The 16357-nt window shown below is 42.3% G+C and carries 13 protein-coding genes; 10 read left to right on the plus strand and 3 right to left on the minus strand.

The window, feature by feature from the left end; all coding sequences use genetic code 11:
• The first annotated feature begins 160 nt into the window (after positions 1-160).
• Both EAH55_RS16080 and EAH55_RS16085 read left to right on the plus strand, forming a co-directional pair.
• Entirely contained in the window at positions 161-3208 is a 3048-nt protein-coding gene (locus EAH55_RS16080; RefSeq protein ID WP_121810538.1) for a GH92 family glycosyl hydrolase, read from the plus strand.
• A gap of 124 nt (positions 3209-3332) precedes the next feature.
• Positions 3333-3701 carry a hypothetical protein gene (locus tag EAH55_RS16085; RefSeq protein ID WP_112571930.1) on the plus strand — a complete coding sequence of 123 codons (369 nt, stop codon included), beginning with the start codon at positions 3333-3335 and terminating at the stop codon, positions 3699-3701.
• Between the two features lie 61 nt (positions 3702-3762).
• Here EAH55_RS16085 and EAH55_RS16090 read toward each other — a convergent pair whose 3' ends face one another.
• Positions 3763-4641 carry a polyphosphate kinase 2 family protein gene (locus EAH55_RS16090; RefSeq protein ID WP_112571931.1) on the minus strand — a complete coding sequence of 293 codons (879 nt, stop codon included), beginning with the start codon at positions 4639-4641 and terminating at the stop codon, positions 3763-3765.
• 250 nt (positions 4642-4891) lie between these two features.
• Here EAH55_RS16090 and EAH55_RS16095 point away from each other — a divergent pair, with 250 nt between their 5' ends.
• Both EAH55_RS16095 and EAH55_RS16100 read left to right on the plus strand, forming a co-directional pair.
• Positions 4892-7219, plus strand: a complete 2328-nt coding sequence (locus EAH55_RS16095) for a penicillin-binding protein 1A (RefSeq protein WP_121810539.1) — start codon at positions 4892-4894, stop codon at positions 7217-7219.
• Positions 7220-7329: 110 nt separating this feature from the next.
• A complete protein-coding gene (locus EAH55_RS16100; RefSeq protein WP_121810540.1) occupies positions 7330-10545 on the plus strand; it encodes a DPP IV N-terminal domain-containing protein in 3216 nt (1071 codons plus the stop codon).
• A 62-nt stretch (positions 10546-10607) separates the two neighbouring features.
• On the opposite strand, the gene EAH55_RS16105 is transcribed toward EAH55_RS16100, so the two are convergent.
• The gene (locus tag EAH55_RS16105; protein ID WP_121810541.1) at positions 10608-11609 is read right to left on the minus strand and encodes a phosphotransferase enzyme family protein; all 1002 of its coding nucleotides are present in this window, start codon (positions 11607-11609) and stop codon (positions 10608-10610) included.
• A 91-nt stretch (positions 11610-11700) separates the two neighbouring features.
• Here EAH55_RS16105 and EAH55_RS16110 point away from each other — a divergent pair, with 91 nt between their 5' ends.
• Positions 11701-12270, plus strand: a complete 570-nt coding sequence (locus EAH55_RS16110; protein WP_121810542.1) for a fasciclin domain-containing protein — start codon at positions 11701-11703, stop codon at positions 12268-12270.
• 117 nt (positions 12271-12387) lie between these two features.
• Entirely contained in the window at positions 12388-12867 is a 480-nt protein-coding gene (gene msrB / locus EAH55_RS16115; protein ID WP_121810543.1) for a peptide-methionine (R)-S-oxide reductase MsrB, read from the plus strand.
• Here the strand turns inward: msrB and EAH55_RS16120 are convergent.
• Positions 12854-13210, minus strand: coding sequence for a GIY-YIG nuclease family protein (locus EAH55_RS16120; protein WP_112571944.1), 357 nt, complete (start codon positions 13208-13210; stop codon positions 12854-12856). The two genes, msrB and EAH55_RS16120, sit on opposite strands and share 14 nt — an antisense overlap.
• An 86-nt stretch (positions 13211-13296) precedes the next feature.
• On the opposite strand from EAH55_RS16120, the gene EAH55_RS16125 reads away from it, so the two are divergent.
• The 4 genes from EAH55_RS16125 to bioD all read left to right on the plus strand — a co-directional run bounded on the left by EAH55_RS16125 (position 13297) and on the right by bioD (position 16316).
• The gene (locus tag EAH55_RS16125; RefSeq protein ID WP_121810544.1) at positions 13297-14073 is read left to right on the plus strand and encodes an XRE family transcriptional regulator; all 777 of its coding nucleotides are present in this window, start codon (positions 13297-13299) and stop codon (positions 14071-14073) included.
• Positions 14074-14147: 74 nt separating this feature from the next.
• The gene (locus EAH55_RS16130; RefSeq protein WP_146750042.1) at positions 14148-14507 is read left to right on the plus strand and encodes a hypothetical protein; all 360 of its coding nucleotides are present in this window, start codon (positions 14148-14150) and stop codon (positions 14505-14507) included.
• 65 nt (positions 14508-14572) lie between these two features.
• On the plus strand, positions 14573-15706 hold the full coding sequence (locus tag EAH55_RS16135; RefSeq protein ID WP_121810545.1) for an aminotransferase class I/II-fold pyridoxal phosphate-dependent enzyme: 1134 nt from the start codon (positions 14573-14575) through the stop codon (positions 15704-15706).
• Positions 15699-16316 carry a dethiobiotin synthase gene (gene bioD, locus EAH55_RS16140; protein ID WP_112571952.1) on the plus strand — a complete coding sequence of 206 codons (618 nt, stop codon included), beginning with the start codon at positions 15699-15701 and terminating at the stop codon, positions 16314-16316. Before EAH55_RS16135 ends, bioD begins: the two co-directional genes overlap by 8 nt.
• The last annotated feature ends 41 nt before the right edge of the window (positions 16317-16357 follow it).

The following is a 16357-nucleotide window of genomic DNA, read 5'->3' on the forward strand; positions in this document are numbered from 1 at the left end:
TCAAGAGGGGAATCGCACAACCCACCCTTTTTACATAATTCTGTTAGACTATTTCTTTTAATACCAAATAAAATCGCTACTGTTAAGGCTGGCGATTTTTTGTTTTATTACAACATTAAAACTTTAATTTGCAGGATATACCCGATAGCTTTTAACAAACATGTTATATATAAAACCCGTGCTTCGCATCGTTATACTTTTTGTCGTATTGGTCAGCTTTCCTTTTGCGTCATCAGCCCAAAAGAAAAAAGAAAAGGATAAGGATTACGCCCAACTGGTTGATCCCTTTATAGGCACCGGCGGACACGGGCACACTTACCCCGGGCCGGTAATGCCCTTTGGCATGGTGCAGCTTAGTCCGGATACCCGGTTAGAAGGCTGGGACGGCTGCTCGGGTTATCATTATACCGATAGTTTGGTATACGGCTTTTCGCACACACACTTAAGCGGTACAGGTGTACCCGATTATTGCGACGTGCTGTTTATGCCCACCACCGGCGATCCTAAATTTAAAAACACCGAATACCGCTCGCACTTCAGTAAAAAGAATGAGAGCGCTACGCCCGGCTATTACCACACCCTGCTTGACAAATACAACATTGGCGTTGAGCTAACCGCTACAACCCGTGTGGGCGTTCACCGCTATACTTATCCATCAACCGATAAGGCCAACATTATTATCGATCTGCAGCACCGTGATGAAGTACTTGATTCATGGATTGAGGTGGTAAATGATCATGAGGTTCGCGGCTTCCGCATGTCGAAATCATGGGCCGATAAACAACAGGTATATTTTTATGCTAAGTTTTCGAAGCCTTTTAAAATCTATGGCATCGCGTTAAATAACGAAGTTCAAAACGGGCAAAGCAAAGTACAGGGCAAAAACATCAAGCTGTTTTTACAGTTTGATAATCCCGGCGAGGTGATCAGCAAAGTAGGCATCTCTTCTGTAAGCGCCGAAGGTGCCTTGAAAAACCTGGACGCCGAAGTGCCCGACTTCGATTTTAAAAAGATTCAGAAAGATGCCAAAATAGCCTGGAACCACGAACTCAATAAAATTCAGGTTGAAGGTGGCGCTCCTGCCCCATCCTCACAAACCCAGGCCGTAGGCGGTACAGGGCCTTATAGCTATACCGCACCTGCAAAAAAAGTAGTTCAGCCCGATTATGCTAAAATAAAGCAAACCATCTTTTACACGGCTCTATACCACAGCATGGTAGCCCCAAGCATATACAGCGATGTTGACGGGCAATACCGGGGCATGGATCAGCAGGTACATACAGCTCAGGGCTTTGATTACTACACGGTATTTTCCCTGTGGGATACCTTCAGGGCCGAGAACCCGCTGCTGACTTTGATAGATCGCAAACGCACACTCGATTTCATCAAAAGCTTTATGGCGATATATGATCAAGGTGGTTTATTACCGATATGGCCACTGGCTACTACCGAGACTTATTGTATGATCGGAAATCACTCCATTCCGGTTATTGTGGATGCCTATGCTAAAGGCATTCGCGATTTTGATGCCGAGAAAGCCTTTACGGCAATGAAAGCCGCTGTAAACCGCAACCAGTTTGGCTTGGACAATTACCGCAAAAACGGGGCAGTACAATCAGATGCAGAAGATGCATCTGTATCAAAAACCTTAGAGTATGCTTACGACGATTGGTGCATTGCGCAGATGGCAAAAATGCTTAATAAAACTGATGATTATACCCTATACATTCAGCGTGCACAGTACTGGAAAAACGTTTACAACAACCAGAATACCTTTATGCAGGCCCGCGCAAACGGCGGCTGGCTGGAGCCTTTTGACCCTACGGAAATTAACGGTAATTATACCGAAGGCAACTCCTGGCAATATTCATTTTTGGTACCACATGACGTAGAAACCCTGATTGATAAAATGGGCGGGAAACAGGCTTTTGAAAACAAGCTTGATGAGCTATTCAGCACACAATCAAAACTAAGCGGCAGCGATATTCCGGATGTAGCCGGTTTGATAGGCCAATATGCACATGGTAACGAGCCAAGCCACCACATGGCTTACCTGTACAACTTTACCGACTCGCCGGATAAAACCCAGTTTTATGTAAGCCGCATTTTGCGCGAAGAATACAGCAATAAACCGGATGGCTTAGCCGGAAATGAGGATTGCGGACAGATGTCGGCCTGGTACGTGATGAGTTCATTGGGGATTTACAATATTGCTCCCGGTCAGCAGGATTTTCAGATTGGTATACCTCAGTTTGATAAAGCGGTAGTCAACCTTGAAAATGGTAAAAAATTCAGCATTATTAACCCTGGTGCCGGTATTACCCGAAGCAATATTTACTTGCAGGGCATGAACCTTGATAAAAAAGTATACAGTAAGCTTTTTATCAATTATGATGATATTGTTAAAGGCGGAGATTTTGAAGTATTCACCGGCAGGCTGGCTAACAAGATCTTTACCCAGGATCTGGAAAAGCCTGTTTCAAAGATCACAGATAACCTGATTGTTGCCAACCCTTATATTATAGCACCTGCCAAATCATTCAAGCAACCTTTCAGCATTCAGATCAAAGATCAGGACGCCGACGCGAAGATCTATTATACGCTTGACGGCTCTGCTCCTACTGCGTCATCAACGCTTTACACACAGCCCATCAATATCACTGATAATATCACGATAAAAGCCATCGCTATAAAAGATGGCAAAAGCAGTTTTATTGACGAGGCAAGTTTTATCAAGCTCCGTAACGATATTAAACTAACTATAGTCAACAAATACCTGCCTAACTACCCCGCTAAAGGAGATGAATCATTAATTGACGGGCAGCACGGAACTACCAACTGGCGTTTAGGCAACTGGCAGGGCTATCAGGGTAAAGATTTTATCGCGGTGGTTGATATGAGTGCGGTTAAACCTATAAAACAGATTAGCATTAATGCCCTGCAGGATAGTCGCGCATGGATCGTGTTTCCTAAATATGTGCAGTTCTGGACATCAAACGATGGTAAAACCTATAAACTGGCAACCACCGTTAATACCAAAGTTGATATCAAGGACACCAACGTACAAACACAGGAGTTTACCGCGCCACTAAACACTAATGCCCGTTACATTAAACTGATTGCCAAACAATACGGCCCGCTGCCCGACTGGCACGAAAACAAAGGCAGCCAGTCATATATTTTTGCGGATGAAATAACTGTGGAATAATTTTTGGATGTGCAGGTTTCAGATAGACAAATGAGTGAAGTTTTGCTGTGGCTAACCATTTAAAAATGGATAAAACTATTTCATTTTTAAATGGTTAGCTGTATACAATAAAACTTTACCACACATGGAAAATTACAAACCAACAACCGACGATGGTAAGACCGCCGGCATCATTAGTTATTTTACGCTTATTGGGTGGCTCATTGCTTATTTTGCATTATACATCAACAATAAAACCCCGCTTGCATCCTACCAAATGAGACAAACCTTGCTGTTTCACCTCGTTTCAATCCTAATTTCATGGGTTGCCGGTTTTCTTATAGGCATAGCCTTTGTAACATCAGGAATATTTATTGGCGCATCCATCCTTTGGATCATCCGCCTGGGGTTGCTGATCATCTGGATCATCGGTTTACTCGGCGCAATTAACGGCGAAAGAAAACCAATGCCACTTATCGGCGAGCCTGCCCAAAATATGTTTTCAGGCATTTAAACTTTTATTAATATTCCAGCCTTACGAAGTTTTAAAAACTTCGTAAGGCTTTGCACTTAGTTCATTGCTTTTCCAACAACTGCTTAGCTTCCTGCAGCTTTTCCATTTCCTCTTTAGGTAAAACCGGGAACTCCAGTTTCAAACCCTTCAAGGTATCATGTATTATTGTTGAAATAGCGATTCGGGTAAACCATTTTTTATCTGCCGGGATCACATACCATGGGCAATCATCTGTTGATGTCTCATTAATGGCTTTTTCATAAGCGCTCATATATTCATCCCAATGTTCCCGTTCCGTGATATCGCTGGCCTGAAATTTCCAATTCTTTGCAGGGTTGTCTATCCGTTTTAAAAAACGTTTCTTTTGTTCCTGTTTGGATACATTCAGGAAAAACTTGATCACAATAGTACCGTTGTTATGGATATGCTTTTCAAAATTTCGGATACTCTCATACCGTTGTTCCCAAAACTTCTTGTCGATATCTTTCACATCCTTTATGTAAGGATTATTCTCCTTTAAAGCAAGTTCGGGATGCACCTTAACTACCAGCACATTTTCATAGTGCGACCGGTTATGAATACCTATCCGTCCGCTTTCGGGCAGGGCTTTATAGTGTCGCCATAAAAAGTCGTGATCGTAGTCCTCAGAACTTGGTTGTTTAAAACTATAAACCTGGCAACCCTGCGGATTTAAGCCCGACATGGTGTGCGCTATGGCGCTATCTTTCCCGGCCGCGTCCATCGCCTGAAAAATAATGAGCAATGAATAATTATTGGAGGCATAAAGCTGGGCCTGCAATTTAAAAGTTTCGCCTATCAGCTCCGTTAATACAGCGCGGGCATCTTCCTTTTCATAACCATCGCTAAACGCGGGATCATAGTCACTCAGCGAAAACTTGGTATCGCTTTTTACTTTAAATTGTTCGGTAAGATTCTTCATATTATTAGGTATCTACACAAAATATAAAAAACTGAATAATGTTTTGGTAACCCGGTTTAAACCTAACCGGTAAATAGCAAAAAGCCTCTTTTTTTGATCCGGGCTGCTTTTGATTTATTTATTGTGTACTTTGCACATCATAAATATGTATAATGCCAGTGTTAACCTAAAATTTACCTGATTATTTTACGTTGTTTATATTTGTCAAACAGCATTATGATGTAGTGCTATAATTTTTCATCTTTACCCAATGTTCAGACGTATACGCAATCGCTTTTTAAGATATTTCGTCATATTAATATACTTCATTATCATTTTTTTCTGTTCGATAGAACTGAACTTCCTTGGACTTTTCGGATACTCGCCTGACATGCAGGATATTAAAAGCCCTGTACTTTCGGTAGGTTCTGAAGTTTATACAGCCGACGGCAAACTGATAGGCCAGTATTATAAGGAAAACCGCTCGCCTATCGAATTTAAAGAGATCTCTCCTAACCTTGTAAATGCCCTTGTAGCCACTGAAGACGCACGTTTTTATAGTCATGGAGGTGTAGATTTTTACTCCTTTTTCACGAGTGTACTTTCAACTGCCAAAGGCGATAAAAGGGGTGCCAGTACCATCACCCAGCAGTTGGCCAAAAACCTTTTTGAAACACGTAAAAAGAAATCGCAAGGGATCATTAAGCATATCCCGGTGTTGCGCACCGTTGTTTATAAGTGCAAGGAATGGCTTACCGCCTTTAAAATTGAGCACGTTTACAGTAAACAGCAAATATTAACCCTGTATTTCAATACAGTTCCGTTCGGCAATAATACGTATGGTATAAAAACGGCATCATTAAAATATTTCAACAAGCCGCCGGGTACTTTAAATCCGGCAGAATCAGCATTACTTATCGGGATGCTTAAGGCTACGTCAAACTACAATCCTATTAAAAACCCGCAACGTGCTATCGAAAGACGTAATACTGTTTTGGGCCAGATGGAGAAATATAAATACCTTACAGCCGACCAATTTAAAACTAACGTGGCATTACCGCTCGGCCTTGACCTGAGCTATGTGGAAGATGACTCACATGGCGACTCATACCTGCGCCGCGCAGTGGAAAAATGGCTGGATAAATGGTGTAAGGATAATGATTACAACCTTTATGAGGACGGATTGAAGATCTACACCACTATCGATTCAAAAATGCAGCAATATGCCGAAGAAGCCGTTGCCGAAAAGATGAAGATGCTGCAAAAACGCTTCTACAATCTGTGGGGAAACAAAAACCCATGGCGCGACTCAAAAGGTGTTGAGATCAAAGATTTTATCCTGAAAAATGAGCAGCGTTTAGGTATTTATAAGTTGCTGGAAAAAAAATATAACGGTGATACCGTAAAGATCCAGGATTACTTTAAAACCAAGAAAAAGATGAAGGTGTTCACCTGGCATGGTGAACGGGATACAACCTTCTCTACCATCGACTCGATAAAATACTATGCCAAGATCCTGAACACCGGCATGATGACCCTGGAGCCATCAACCGGCAAAATAAAGGTTTGGATTGGCGGTATCGATCACCGTTTCTTCAATTACGATCACGTAAACCAAAGCCGCAGGCAGGCAGGTTCAACCTTTAAACCTTTCGCTTATTTAACGGCTCTTGATAATGGGTTCACCCCTTGCGATAAGTTTACCGACAAACCGGTATCTATCAAATACAAGGACAACGGCGAAGACAAAGTTTGGGAACCTAACAATGCCGATTTTCATTTCTCTTACCGTGAAATGTCGTTACGTTGGGCCATGGGTAAATCCGTAAACTCCATCACGGCGCAGCTAACCGAAAAAGTAGGCTGGGATAAAATTGTTGAATACGCTCACCGTTGCGGTATCGAAAGTCCGCTCAAATCGGTTCCATCAGTATCCTTAGGATCAAATGATGTTTCTGTTTATGAAATGGTTAGGGCGTACAGTACCTTCCTGAACAAAGGCGAAAAACTTGACCCGCTGCTGGTTACCAAAATTACCGATCAGCAGGGTAACGTAATACAGGAATTTAAGCTTAAAACCGAGAAAGTATTAAGCGAAGAAACCGCGTGGCTGATGCTATACATGTTCCGTGGCGGTATGGAAGAACCCGGCGGTACCTCGCAAGCACTTTGGGAATACAATGGTCTTTGGAAAAAAGACAACCAGATAGGTGGCAAAACCGGTACATCATCCGACTATGTTGACGGCTGGTACATGGGCATCACTAAAGACCTGGTAACTGGTGTTTGGGTTGGGGCCGATGACCGTTCGGTACATTTCACCACCTCCGAAACAGGCGAAGGCTCACACACCGCCCTGCCTATCTTCGGTAGCTTTATGGAAAGGGTTTATGCTGATAAATCGCTTGGATATACTTATGGGCCATTCCCTAAACCGTGGAGCAAGATCACTAAGACATATAATTGCCCATCGCCACATATTGAGGAAGACACAACTTCAACAGATAGCTTAAGCAACCCTATTGACACAACCGGCGTAACACCTGTACAGGAAAACAATCCGGAAAACCCGGAAAACACACCGCCGGGCAATAAATAAAAGATTATCGGCGCTTACTTTCTGTTAATGAAGAGAAAATGAATAAGGTTGTTTTTTAATTAAGAGCAACCTTATTTTGTTAAATTAGCCATATCTATTTATTAAATAATATGAATAAAGTTTACTCACTTTTCAATAGAGTTAAAAAGCACACCATTGTATTATTTTGTATAGTTGGCTCGCTGTTGATTGGCACCAACGCTCAGGCCCAATACTTTGGCCAAAACAAAGTAAGATATAAAAACCTCAAGTTTAACGTTTACAAAACCCCTCACTTTGAAATTTACTACTATCTGAAAAACGATAGCATGGTGAAGCGTTTTGCCCAGGAAAGTGAGCTGTGGTATACCCTGCACCAGCAGGTTTTCAGGGATACCTTTAAACATGCCAACCCCATTATACTATACGCCAATCACCCCGATTTCCAGCAAACTACCGCTATCGATGGCGAGATAGGCGTAGGTACAGGCGGTGTTACGGAGGGCCTTAAAAACCGTGTGGTGATGCCCGTAATGGAAACCAACCAAACCACAAGGCACGTAATTGGCCACGAGTTGGTGCACGCTTTCCAGTACCGCTTGCTGATGGGGCATGATTCATCCGAGTATGAAAATATAAATAACATTCCGCTGTGGATGATTGAGGGTATGGCCGAATACCTTTCATTAGGTAAAAAGGATACTTACACAGCCATGTGGATGCGTGATGCTTACCTGAACCATGATATCCCTTCGGTGCGTGACCTTACTGAGAGCAGCAAATATTTCCCGTATCGTTATGGCGAGGCATTCTGGTCGTTCATCGGTTCAACTTATGGCGATACGGTTATAGTTCCTTTCTTTAAAAACGCGGCTAAATTTGGTTTGGAATATGGTATCAGACGGACATTCGGTTATGACGACCGTACGCTCTCCCGCCTTTGGAAAAACTCTATTGAGGCCACATATAAGCCGTTTTTAAAGGACACCACCCAAACTCCCAAGGGCATAAAACTCATTGATAGTAAAAACGGCGGCGACCTGGTGGTTGCGCCTTCTGTAAGTCCGGATGGTAAATATGTAGCCTTCCTATCGGCCAAGAGCCTATTTAGTATTGACCTTTACCTGGCCGACGCCAAAACCGGGCGAATTTTGCGAAAACTCACCAGCAAGGTGTCCAATACCCATATTGATGAGTTTAACTTCATTGAGTCGGCAGGTGCATGGTCGCCGGATGGAAGCAAGTTTGCCTTTAGCGTATTTAGCAAAGGACGTAATAAACTCGATGTTGTCGATCTTAAAAGCGGCAATGTATTTGACGATTTCTCCATGGAACAAGTTGAACAGTTCAGTAACCTTTCATGGTCGCCAAATGGGAAGGATATAGTTTTCCAGGGACTGGTTGAAGGACAGAGTGATCTGTATTCTTACAACTTCGATACCAAAAAAATTACCCAGCTTACTAACGATAAATATTCCGATTATCAGCCAAGCTATTCGCCTGATGGTAAAAAGATCATCTTCTCGAGCGACAGGACAACTTACGACCAAAGCCTTGAGCAGGATATTCCTTTCAACCTTGCCGAGCTTGACCTGGCAACTGGAAAAGTAACCGATATCAAGATCTTTAATGGTGCCAACAACCTGAACCCGCAATATTCGGCAGATGGCAAACAGATCTATTTCCTGTCAAACCGGGATGGCTTCCGTAATTTGTATCGATATACTACAGCTACCGGGCAGATAGACCAGATGACTAACCTGTTCACCGGTATTTCGGGTATCACCGAGTATTCACCTGCGCTGAGCATTTCTAATCACGATGATGTGGTTTATTCCTACTACCGGGCACAAAAATATTCCATCTACAATGCCAAAGCATCCGATTTTACACCAGTTGTAGTGCAACCTGGCGATGTTAATTTTGCAGCAGGTACATTACCGCCAAATCGTTCTGTTGGTGTCGATCTGATCAACTCCAACCTGAACAACTTCCTGGCTTACCGTAAAATCCCAACCGATTCGGTTAAGGCTATCCCATTCCGTTCAAAATTTAAGCTGGATTACCTGGCTGGTAGCGGTATTGGTGTGGGCGTAAGTAACTTCTACGGCACAAGTCTTTCAAGCGGGATCCAGGGCGTATTCAGCGACATTTTGGGCCGTAACCAGATTTTTGCAGCCGCATCAGTAAACGGGCAGATCTATGATTCGGGCGCTGCTGTGACCTATGTAAACCAAACCGGTCGCTGGAACCTGGGTGTAGGCGTTTCGCATATTCCCTACCAGTTTGGTTTTAATACAACCACTTACCCAACAAGAAACGTAAACGGGAAGAACCAAACGGTTTATTCTGATAACATCGACATCATCCGCAACTTTGAAGACGCGGGCAGGGTATTTACCTCTTACCCTATCTCAAGAACAACTCGCTTTGAAGTTAGTGGAGCGGCATCACACAACTATTATCGTGTTGACCGTTACAGCGATTCCTACCTGCTTGATACCACGGTAGTGAATGGAAAACAACAAGTAAACATCGGTAATTACATCTCATCTGACAGGAAAAAGATCCCCAATGACGAGGAATCGGCAACACTTAATCAAAACTACGGTTCTACTTATTTCTATAATTTAAAGGCTTATTCTATTTTAACCCTTTCAACGGCGTTAATTGGTGATAACTCGTTTTTTGGCGTTACCGCACCGTTAAACGGTTTCAGGTACAGGCTGGAAGCAGGTTATAACTTTGGTACTTACCGTTTCTTCTCGCCAACAATTGACGTAAGGAAATACGTGCGTACCGCCCCGGTTACATTTGCAGCCCGCTTTTTTGCAACAGGCAGGTTTGGCGATGACAAAGGGCTTTACCCATTATTTGTGGGTTATCCTTTTTATATCCGGGGCTATGAAGGGCAAACATTTTATAATAACGGCAAAGCCACAACCAACGGTTTCACTATCGATCAGTTATCAGGCAGCCGTTTAGCGGTATTTAATTTCGAGGTACGTTTACCGTTTACCGGTCCTGAAAAATTGGCTGCCATAAAATCGAAATTCCTGTTTACCGATCTTAACTTATTTTTTGATGCAGGTTTAGCCTGGAATGCAGGTGATCATATTTACTTCCAGAAAGATCCGCCGGTAATAGGCCAGCAGGATTTTGTAGATAATACAGGAAAAGTAACTACTCAAAACCTTTACGGTCGTGTTCCGGCATTAAGCGCGGGTATTTCTTTACGGATCAACGTTTTTGGCGCGTTTATTTTGGAGCCATACCTGGCTGTTCCGTTTAACCGAAGTGATGTTAAGAAACCGTTGTTTGGTTTAGGCTTTACACCGGGTTGGTAATAATTTTATATTATAAAAGAGAAAAGCGGCTTATCGGCCGCTTTTTTCTTTTATATCTTTTTTCATGGCAATAAAATATGTGCCGTATCCATCCATTTCTTAATCAGCACAACACGATCTTTCATAAACTTAGGCCCCCAGAACAAGTTGGACCAGTCATCAAAGTTTTCGCACTGAAAGCCAAAGTAAAACAGCCAGAAACCAAAACCTAAATATGGAATAGCGGCAATTTCTGCGTTTGATAGCGGTCGTACTTTACGATAACTATCAACAAAGATCCCGAAGGCATCACGCGCCTCCTGCTCTGTGATTTTACCGTAGGTAAACTCTAAAAAGTAGTGAACAAAAAAAGAAGCAATATCGTAGGCCAATAGTCCTTTTCCCACGAAATCAAAATCAAAAAAGGTTATCTCATTATCAATGTTGAAATGAAAATTTTTAGGCATGAAATCAAAGTGACAATAGCCATAACTAAAACTCTCGTCAAATTGATTATATCGCTCAATTACTTCCGCCGCAGTTTGCTTTAGATAGGCATAATCATCTTCCAGCCCCGCGAATGCAGGCTCAAGGATCTTTAACGGATTAACGAAAACAGTTTCTATTGAATACTGCTGACGATGATGGCTAAGCTCAATTGATGAAGTTATATGATGTACAGCCGCCATCTCCCGGCCTACAGTTCCAAGCTGAGCATCGCTCATGGCATAAACAACGCTGCCTTGCGCCCAAGAAAATAAGACGCCATAGCGTGTTCCTTCCGCCGCGTTGAAAGCTTGTATAGCATCACCATTCTTGTCAGGAATTGGTCGCGATACTTTTGCGCCGCGTTGAAACAGGGTGTTCAATAATTCTACTTCTCCCCTGATCTCTTCGAGCTTCCGGTGCGCATCACGATAAATTTTGAAAATGAATTTTTCTGTCGTGTTCTCAATAATGTAAGTATCGCTCACATTACGGATCAATAGCCTGCAGGTAGTATTGCTTAAACCATAACGTTCCTGAAGTTTTACATTGAGCGCTTTCGACGATAAGGTTGAGTATTGCGTGGGGAAGATTTCCATAGGTAAACAAAGTTAGCTTATAATCTGCAACCCGCTACGCATTTCAAAAACCTATTTATATTTTGTATGTTTAGCCTATAACCTACACACTATGAAAAAGTTACTGCTATTTATATTTACTGTGTTTTGCCCGGCGATATTGCTGGCCCAAACCGTAGATAAAAGCAATAACATCCCAACAGGGGCAACCATGCTTCCTAATAATGATATTGTAAAAAATATATCATTAGTGCCCTATATCCACACGTTTTATCTTTTTATATTAAAAACCCATCTAACCCGTACCTATACCAGCCGCGGACCAATCACCATGTTTGTACCTGTTGATGAGGGATACACCGATATGCCTACCGGCAGATTTGATTCGCTTGCCAAACCGGCGCACATCTGGGAGCTTACCGACCTGGTTACCTACCATGCCATTGCAGGGCAGCTCAAAGCAAAAGACATTCAGAAAAAGATTAGCAAGGGAAAAGGCATGGCTACGTTTACTACCCTTTCGGGCGGTAAACTGTTCGCTAAAATAGATAGCAATAACAATATAGTTTTGGTTGACGGCAATGGAGGTAAAAGCGTGATCAGCCAGTTTGACATTAAACAAAACAACGGCATTATACACCTGGTGAGTAAGGTATTGGTGCCTAAAAAGAAGATTATATAAACATACCCTCTGATGACAATCTCCCGATACTATAATTACGTATTTGAGTTATAGTATATAAAAGTTCCTTCCCTTAAAAAAGGAGCGTGGTTTTAAATACCATCAAAAATACAAGTTATGAAAACATTCATTTTAGCAGTGATGGCTTTAAGCATCCTGACGGCCTTAGGATGTCAAAATACAAACGGACAGGATACCAAACGCAAATTGAGCAAACCTGCTGCCGAATGGAAAAAAACACTTACATCCAATCAATACCATATTATGGTTGAAAGCGGTACCGAACCGCCTTATCAGAACGAATATTGGAAGAATCACAAAAAAGGCATTTATGTAAGTGCCGCAACCGGCGACACCCTATTTACCTCGGATGATAAATTTGACAGCGGCACGGGCTGGCCAAGTTTTGTTAAACCTGTCGACCCGAAAAAAGTAGCAATAGTTACTGATAACAGCTACGGCATGAGCCGCGACGAGGTTATCGAAAAAAGTACAGGCTTACACCTTGGCCACGTGTTTGACGATGGCCCTGCCGACCGCGGCGGCAAAAGGTATTGCATGAACTCAGGGGCTTTAAAATTTATTAAAAAGCCATAACCCTGCGGTTAGCATTCAGCGATGGGCGCAATTGAGGCCTTACGCGTAAACCTTGCTCATATTTTAACCCAATGGTCAGATCTATCCAATCAGCATTAACAGATCTGATCATTTTTTCTTTTTGTGGGCGTGTATAAGTACTCACCACTTTAAAACGTTCCATAGCCTGCTCTTCGGTATTGATCTCCTCAAAGTAAACCAAACGGTTAAGCTGCTGCGCGTTGTCAAAAAACAAAGTTGGCATTTCGCTGTAAAACTGGATGGTTTTCATCAGGTCTGAACATAAACCAACATGTAAATTTTTACGGTTCCTGTCGGTGATGATATAAACAAAACGTTTCATTTTATGATAAAAAATTTGGTGAACGGATAATTATTACTAACTTTATGAGCATAAAATTACTAATAAATTTAGCAAATCCAAATTTTATGTCAATAATTTCACAAAATATTAAGTTTCTCCGCAAAAAGAAAGGGCTTACACAACAGCAATTCGCGGATGAATTAGGTATAAAACGTTCATTAGTAGGTGCATACGAAGAAGATCGGGCTGACCCTAAATATGACTTACTAAAAACATTAGCAACCTATTTTGATGTTACTATTGATGACTTCATTAACGAAACCATCAACGAAAAATGGCAGCCAAAACCCAAAGGTAACCCTGCCAACCTGCGGATCCTGAGTATTTCTGTTGATAAGGAAGAAAATGAAAATATAGAAATGGTGCCAGTAAAAGCCAGCGCCGGCTACCTTAATGGTTACGCCGACCCTGAATACGTAGCCCAGCTCCCCAAGTTTTATCTGCCTATGTTTAAACAGGGTACCTACCGCGCTTTTGAAATCAAAGGAGACTCTATGTTACCGCTTGTATCCGGTACTATTATAATAGGTGAATATGTAGAAAATTGGGGCGATGTAAAAAGCGGCGAAACCTACGTAGTAATATCTAAGAACGACGGCGTGGTTTATAAGCGCATTGGCAATAAATTTAAAGAGAACAAAAAGTTAAAGCTTATTTCTGACAACCCGGTTTACGAACCATATGAAATATCGGGCGAAGACGTGCTGGAACTATGGAAAGCCAAAGGTTATATTTCAACGCAGTTACCGGAGCCATCACCTGCGCCTACTATGGAAAGCCTTACCAGCATGATGGCCCAGATGCAGCGCTCCATATCTAATTTACAGCAAGGCAACAATTAAGTTACATCAGCTTTTTTAAACCATTACGATATATCTTTATCATACTGTTAAAACGTAAATAAAATAAAAAAGCTATGAAAAAATTATTGTTAATGTGCTGCTTCCTTTTAGGAATTTCTGCAGCCAGCCATGCGCAAGGCGGCATGAGGAAAAGCCCTGAAGAAAGAGCTAAAGATTTGCAAACTCAGCTTAAATTAACAGACGATCAAACAACAAAGATCACTGCAGTTTACAAAGAGCAGGCTACCAAAATGGACAGCGTACGTACCGCAGCCAATGGCGACAGGGACGCTATGCGCTCTGCAATGCGCCCAATGATGGAAGCAACCAACACCAAGATCAAAGCTATTTTAACAGCCGACCAAGCTGCGGCTTACGACAAAGCAATGAAGGAAAGAATGGACCGCATGCGCCAGGGTGGCGGTGGCCAGTAAACATTATCACATAGAAAAAAGCGACCAATGGTCGCTTTTTTTATTTTTGCACAAAACGAAATATATTGGAACCAGCCGAAGATTTTTTAAAACGCAAATTGCAGGAGCGGCAGCAATCGGGTACTTACCGCCAACTGAAGCCAGAAAACGGCTTGGTTGATTTTTGCTCAAACGACTATCTCGGCTTTGCCCATTCTATTGTTTTAAAGCAAAATATCGCCCATGAGGTGAACAGCCATCCGCTTAGCCTCAACGGCGCCGCAGGATCAAGGTTACTATCGGGGAATATAAAATATGCTGAAGATCTCGAAAAACAGATTGCCGCATATCACCAAAGCGAAGCCGGATTGCTTTTCAATTCGGGTTATGACGCTAATCTCGGTCTGCTTTCATCCCTCGCGCAGCGTGGCGATACAATTATTTTAGATGAACTGGTACATGCCTCCATCATTGATGGAGCGAGATTAAGTTATGCCAATCGCTACAGCTTCCGGCACAATGATCTGGAAAGTTTGGAATCCAAGCTAAAAATAGCCAAAGGCAACTGTTACGTAGTTATTGAAAGCGTATACTCCATGGATGGCGATACTCCTCCCCTTTTTGAGATTCTCACCCTGACTGAAAAATATAATGCAGCACTGATTGTTGATGAAGCCCACGCGGTAGGCTTATATCCTAAAGGCCTGGTTTGTGAGCTTGGCCTGCAAGAAAGGATTTTTGCCAGAGTAGTAACTTTTGGCAAAGCATTGGGGGGACACGGAGCTGTAGTACTCGGCAGTAATTATTTACGCAACTACCTGGTAAATTTTGCACGCTCTTTTATTTATACTACGGCAGCATCATTTCATCAACTTGCTGCTATAAAAATGGCTTATCGGCTATTGGAAAACTCCGGCGAAGCCATCACTAACCTGAAACGAAACATCGGGCTATTTAAACAGGAAGTAAACACAGGCGAAAATTTTACTTTGCTAAATAGTGACAGCCCTATTCAATGTATTGTACTCAAAAGCAATGAAATGGCCCGAGAAGCGGCCAGACAATTGCAAATGAATAACCTTGATGTAAGGCCCATTTTAAGCCCTACAGTTGCACAGGGAACTGAGCGGATCAGGATTTGCCTGCATAGTTTTAATACAGAAAATGACTTAACTTTGCTGACTGTAACTCTTAACAAATTTATACTATTACATGCCTGATAAGCAACCGATATTTATTTCCGGTATTGATACCGGGATAGGTAAAACCTTGGTTTCGGCTATTTTAACCGAAAAGTTAAACGCTGATTACTGGAAGCCCATACAATCCGGCGACCTTGATAAAAGCGACACCCTGAAGGTTAAAAGCCTCATCTCAAATCCAGTTACTCAGTTTTTCCCCGAGGCTTACGCGCTTACACAGCCCTTTTCGCCTCACAAATCTGCAGCTCTTGATAAGGTGACTATAGAGCTGGAAAACATCGTTCTGCCAAAAACAGATAACCAGTTGATCATAGAGGGAGCAGGTGGCCTCATGGTGCCGTTAAACGATAACTTCCTGATCATCGACCTCATTAAACAACTTAATGCACGGGTGATATTGGTAAGCAAGCACTATTTAGGTAGTATTAACCATACCCTGCTTTCATTACATGCGCTAAAAAAATATGGTATCCCGGTGATGGGCGTGGTTTTTAACGGAGATAAGGATATTTATTCTAAAAGTTATATCCTTGATTATTCTGAAGTGGCTGATCTTGGGCAGATTCCAGAATTAGACACTATCAACAAAAAAACTGTTAAAGAGGCCGGTAAGTTTATTACCTTGTAACGCCGGCTGTTTATAAACCGATATTTGCCGGTTTCGTAAAT

Source organism: Mucilaginibacter kameinonensis (genome assembly GCF_003675385.1).
In the GTDB taxonomy this organism is placed as follows: domain Bacteria; phylum Bacteroidota; class Bacteroidia; order Sphingobacteriales; family Sphingobacteriaceae; genus Mucilaginibacter; species Mucilaginibacter kameinonensis.

Bases quoted from the DNA above. Each gene is read 5' to 3' on its own strand.
- EAH55_RS16080 (WP_121810538.1), top strand. From the start codon at position 161: ATGTTATATATAAAACCCGTGCTTCGCATCGTTATACTTTTTGTCGTA.
- EAH55_RS16085 (WP_112571930.1), top strand. From the start codon at position 3,333: ATGGAAAATTACAAACCAACAACCGACGATGGTAAGACCGCCGGCATC.
- EAH55_RS16090 (WP_112571931.1), bottom strand. From the start codon at position 4,641: ATGAAGAATCTTACCGAACAATTTAAAGTAAAAAGCGATACCAAGTTT.
- EAH55_RS16095 (WP_121810539.1), top strand. From the start codon at position 4,892: ATGTTCAGACGTATACGCAATCGCTTTTTAAGATATTTCGTCATATTA.
- EAH55_RS16100 (WP_121810540.1), top strand. From the start codon at position 7,330: ATGAATAAAGTTTACTCACTTTTCAATAGAGTTAAAAAGCACACCATT.
- EAH55_RS16105 (WP_121810541.1), bottom strand. From the start codon at position 11,609: ATGGAAATCTTCCCCACGCAATACTCAACCTTATCGTCGAAAGCGCTC.
- EAH55_RS16110 (WP_121810542.1), top strand. From the start codon at position 11,701: ATGAAAAAGTTACTGCTATTTATATTTACTGTGTTTTGCCCGGCGATA.
- msrB (WP_121810543.1), top strand. From the start codon at position 12,388: ATGAAAACATTCATTTTAGCAGTGATGGCTTTAAGCATCCTGACGGCC.
- EAH55_RS16120 (WP_112571944.1), bottom strand. From the start codon at position 13,210: ATGAAACGTTTTGTTTATATCATCACCGACAGGAACCGTAAAAATTTA.
- EAH55_RS16125 (WP_121810544.1), top strand. From the start codon at position 13,297: ATGTCAATAATTTCACAAAATATTAAGTTTCTCCGCAAAAAGAAAGGG.
- EAH55_RS16130 (WP_146750042.1), top strand. From the start codon at position 14,148: ATGAAAAAATTATTGTTAATGTGCTGCTTCCTTTTAGGAATTTCTGCA.
- bioD (WP_112571952.1), top strand. From the start codon at position 15,699: ATGCCTGATAAGCAACCGATATTTATTTCCGGTATTGATACCGGGATA.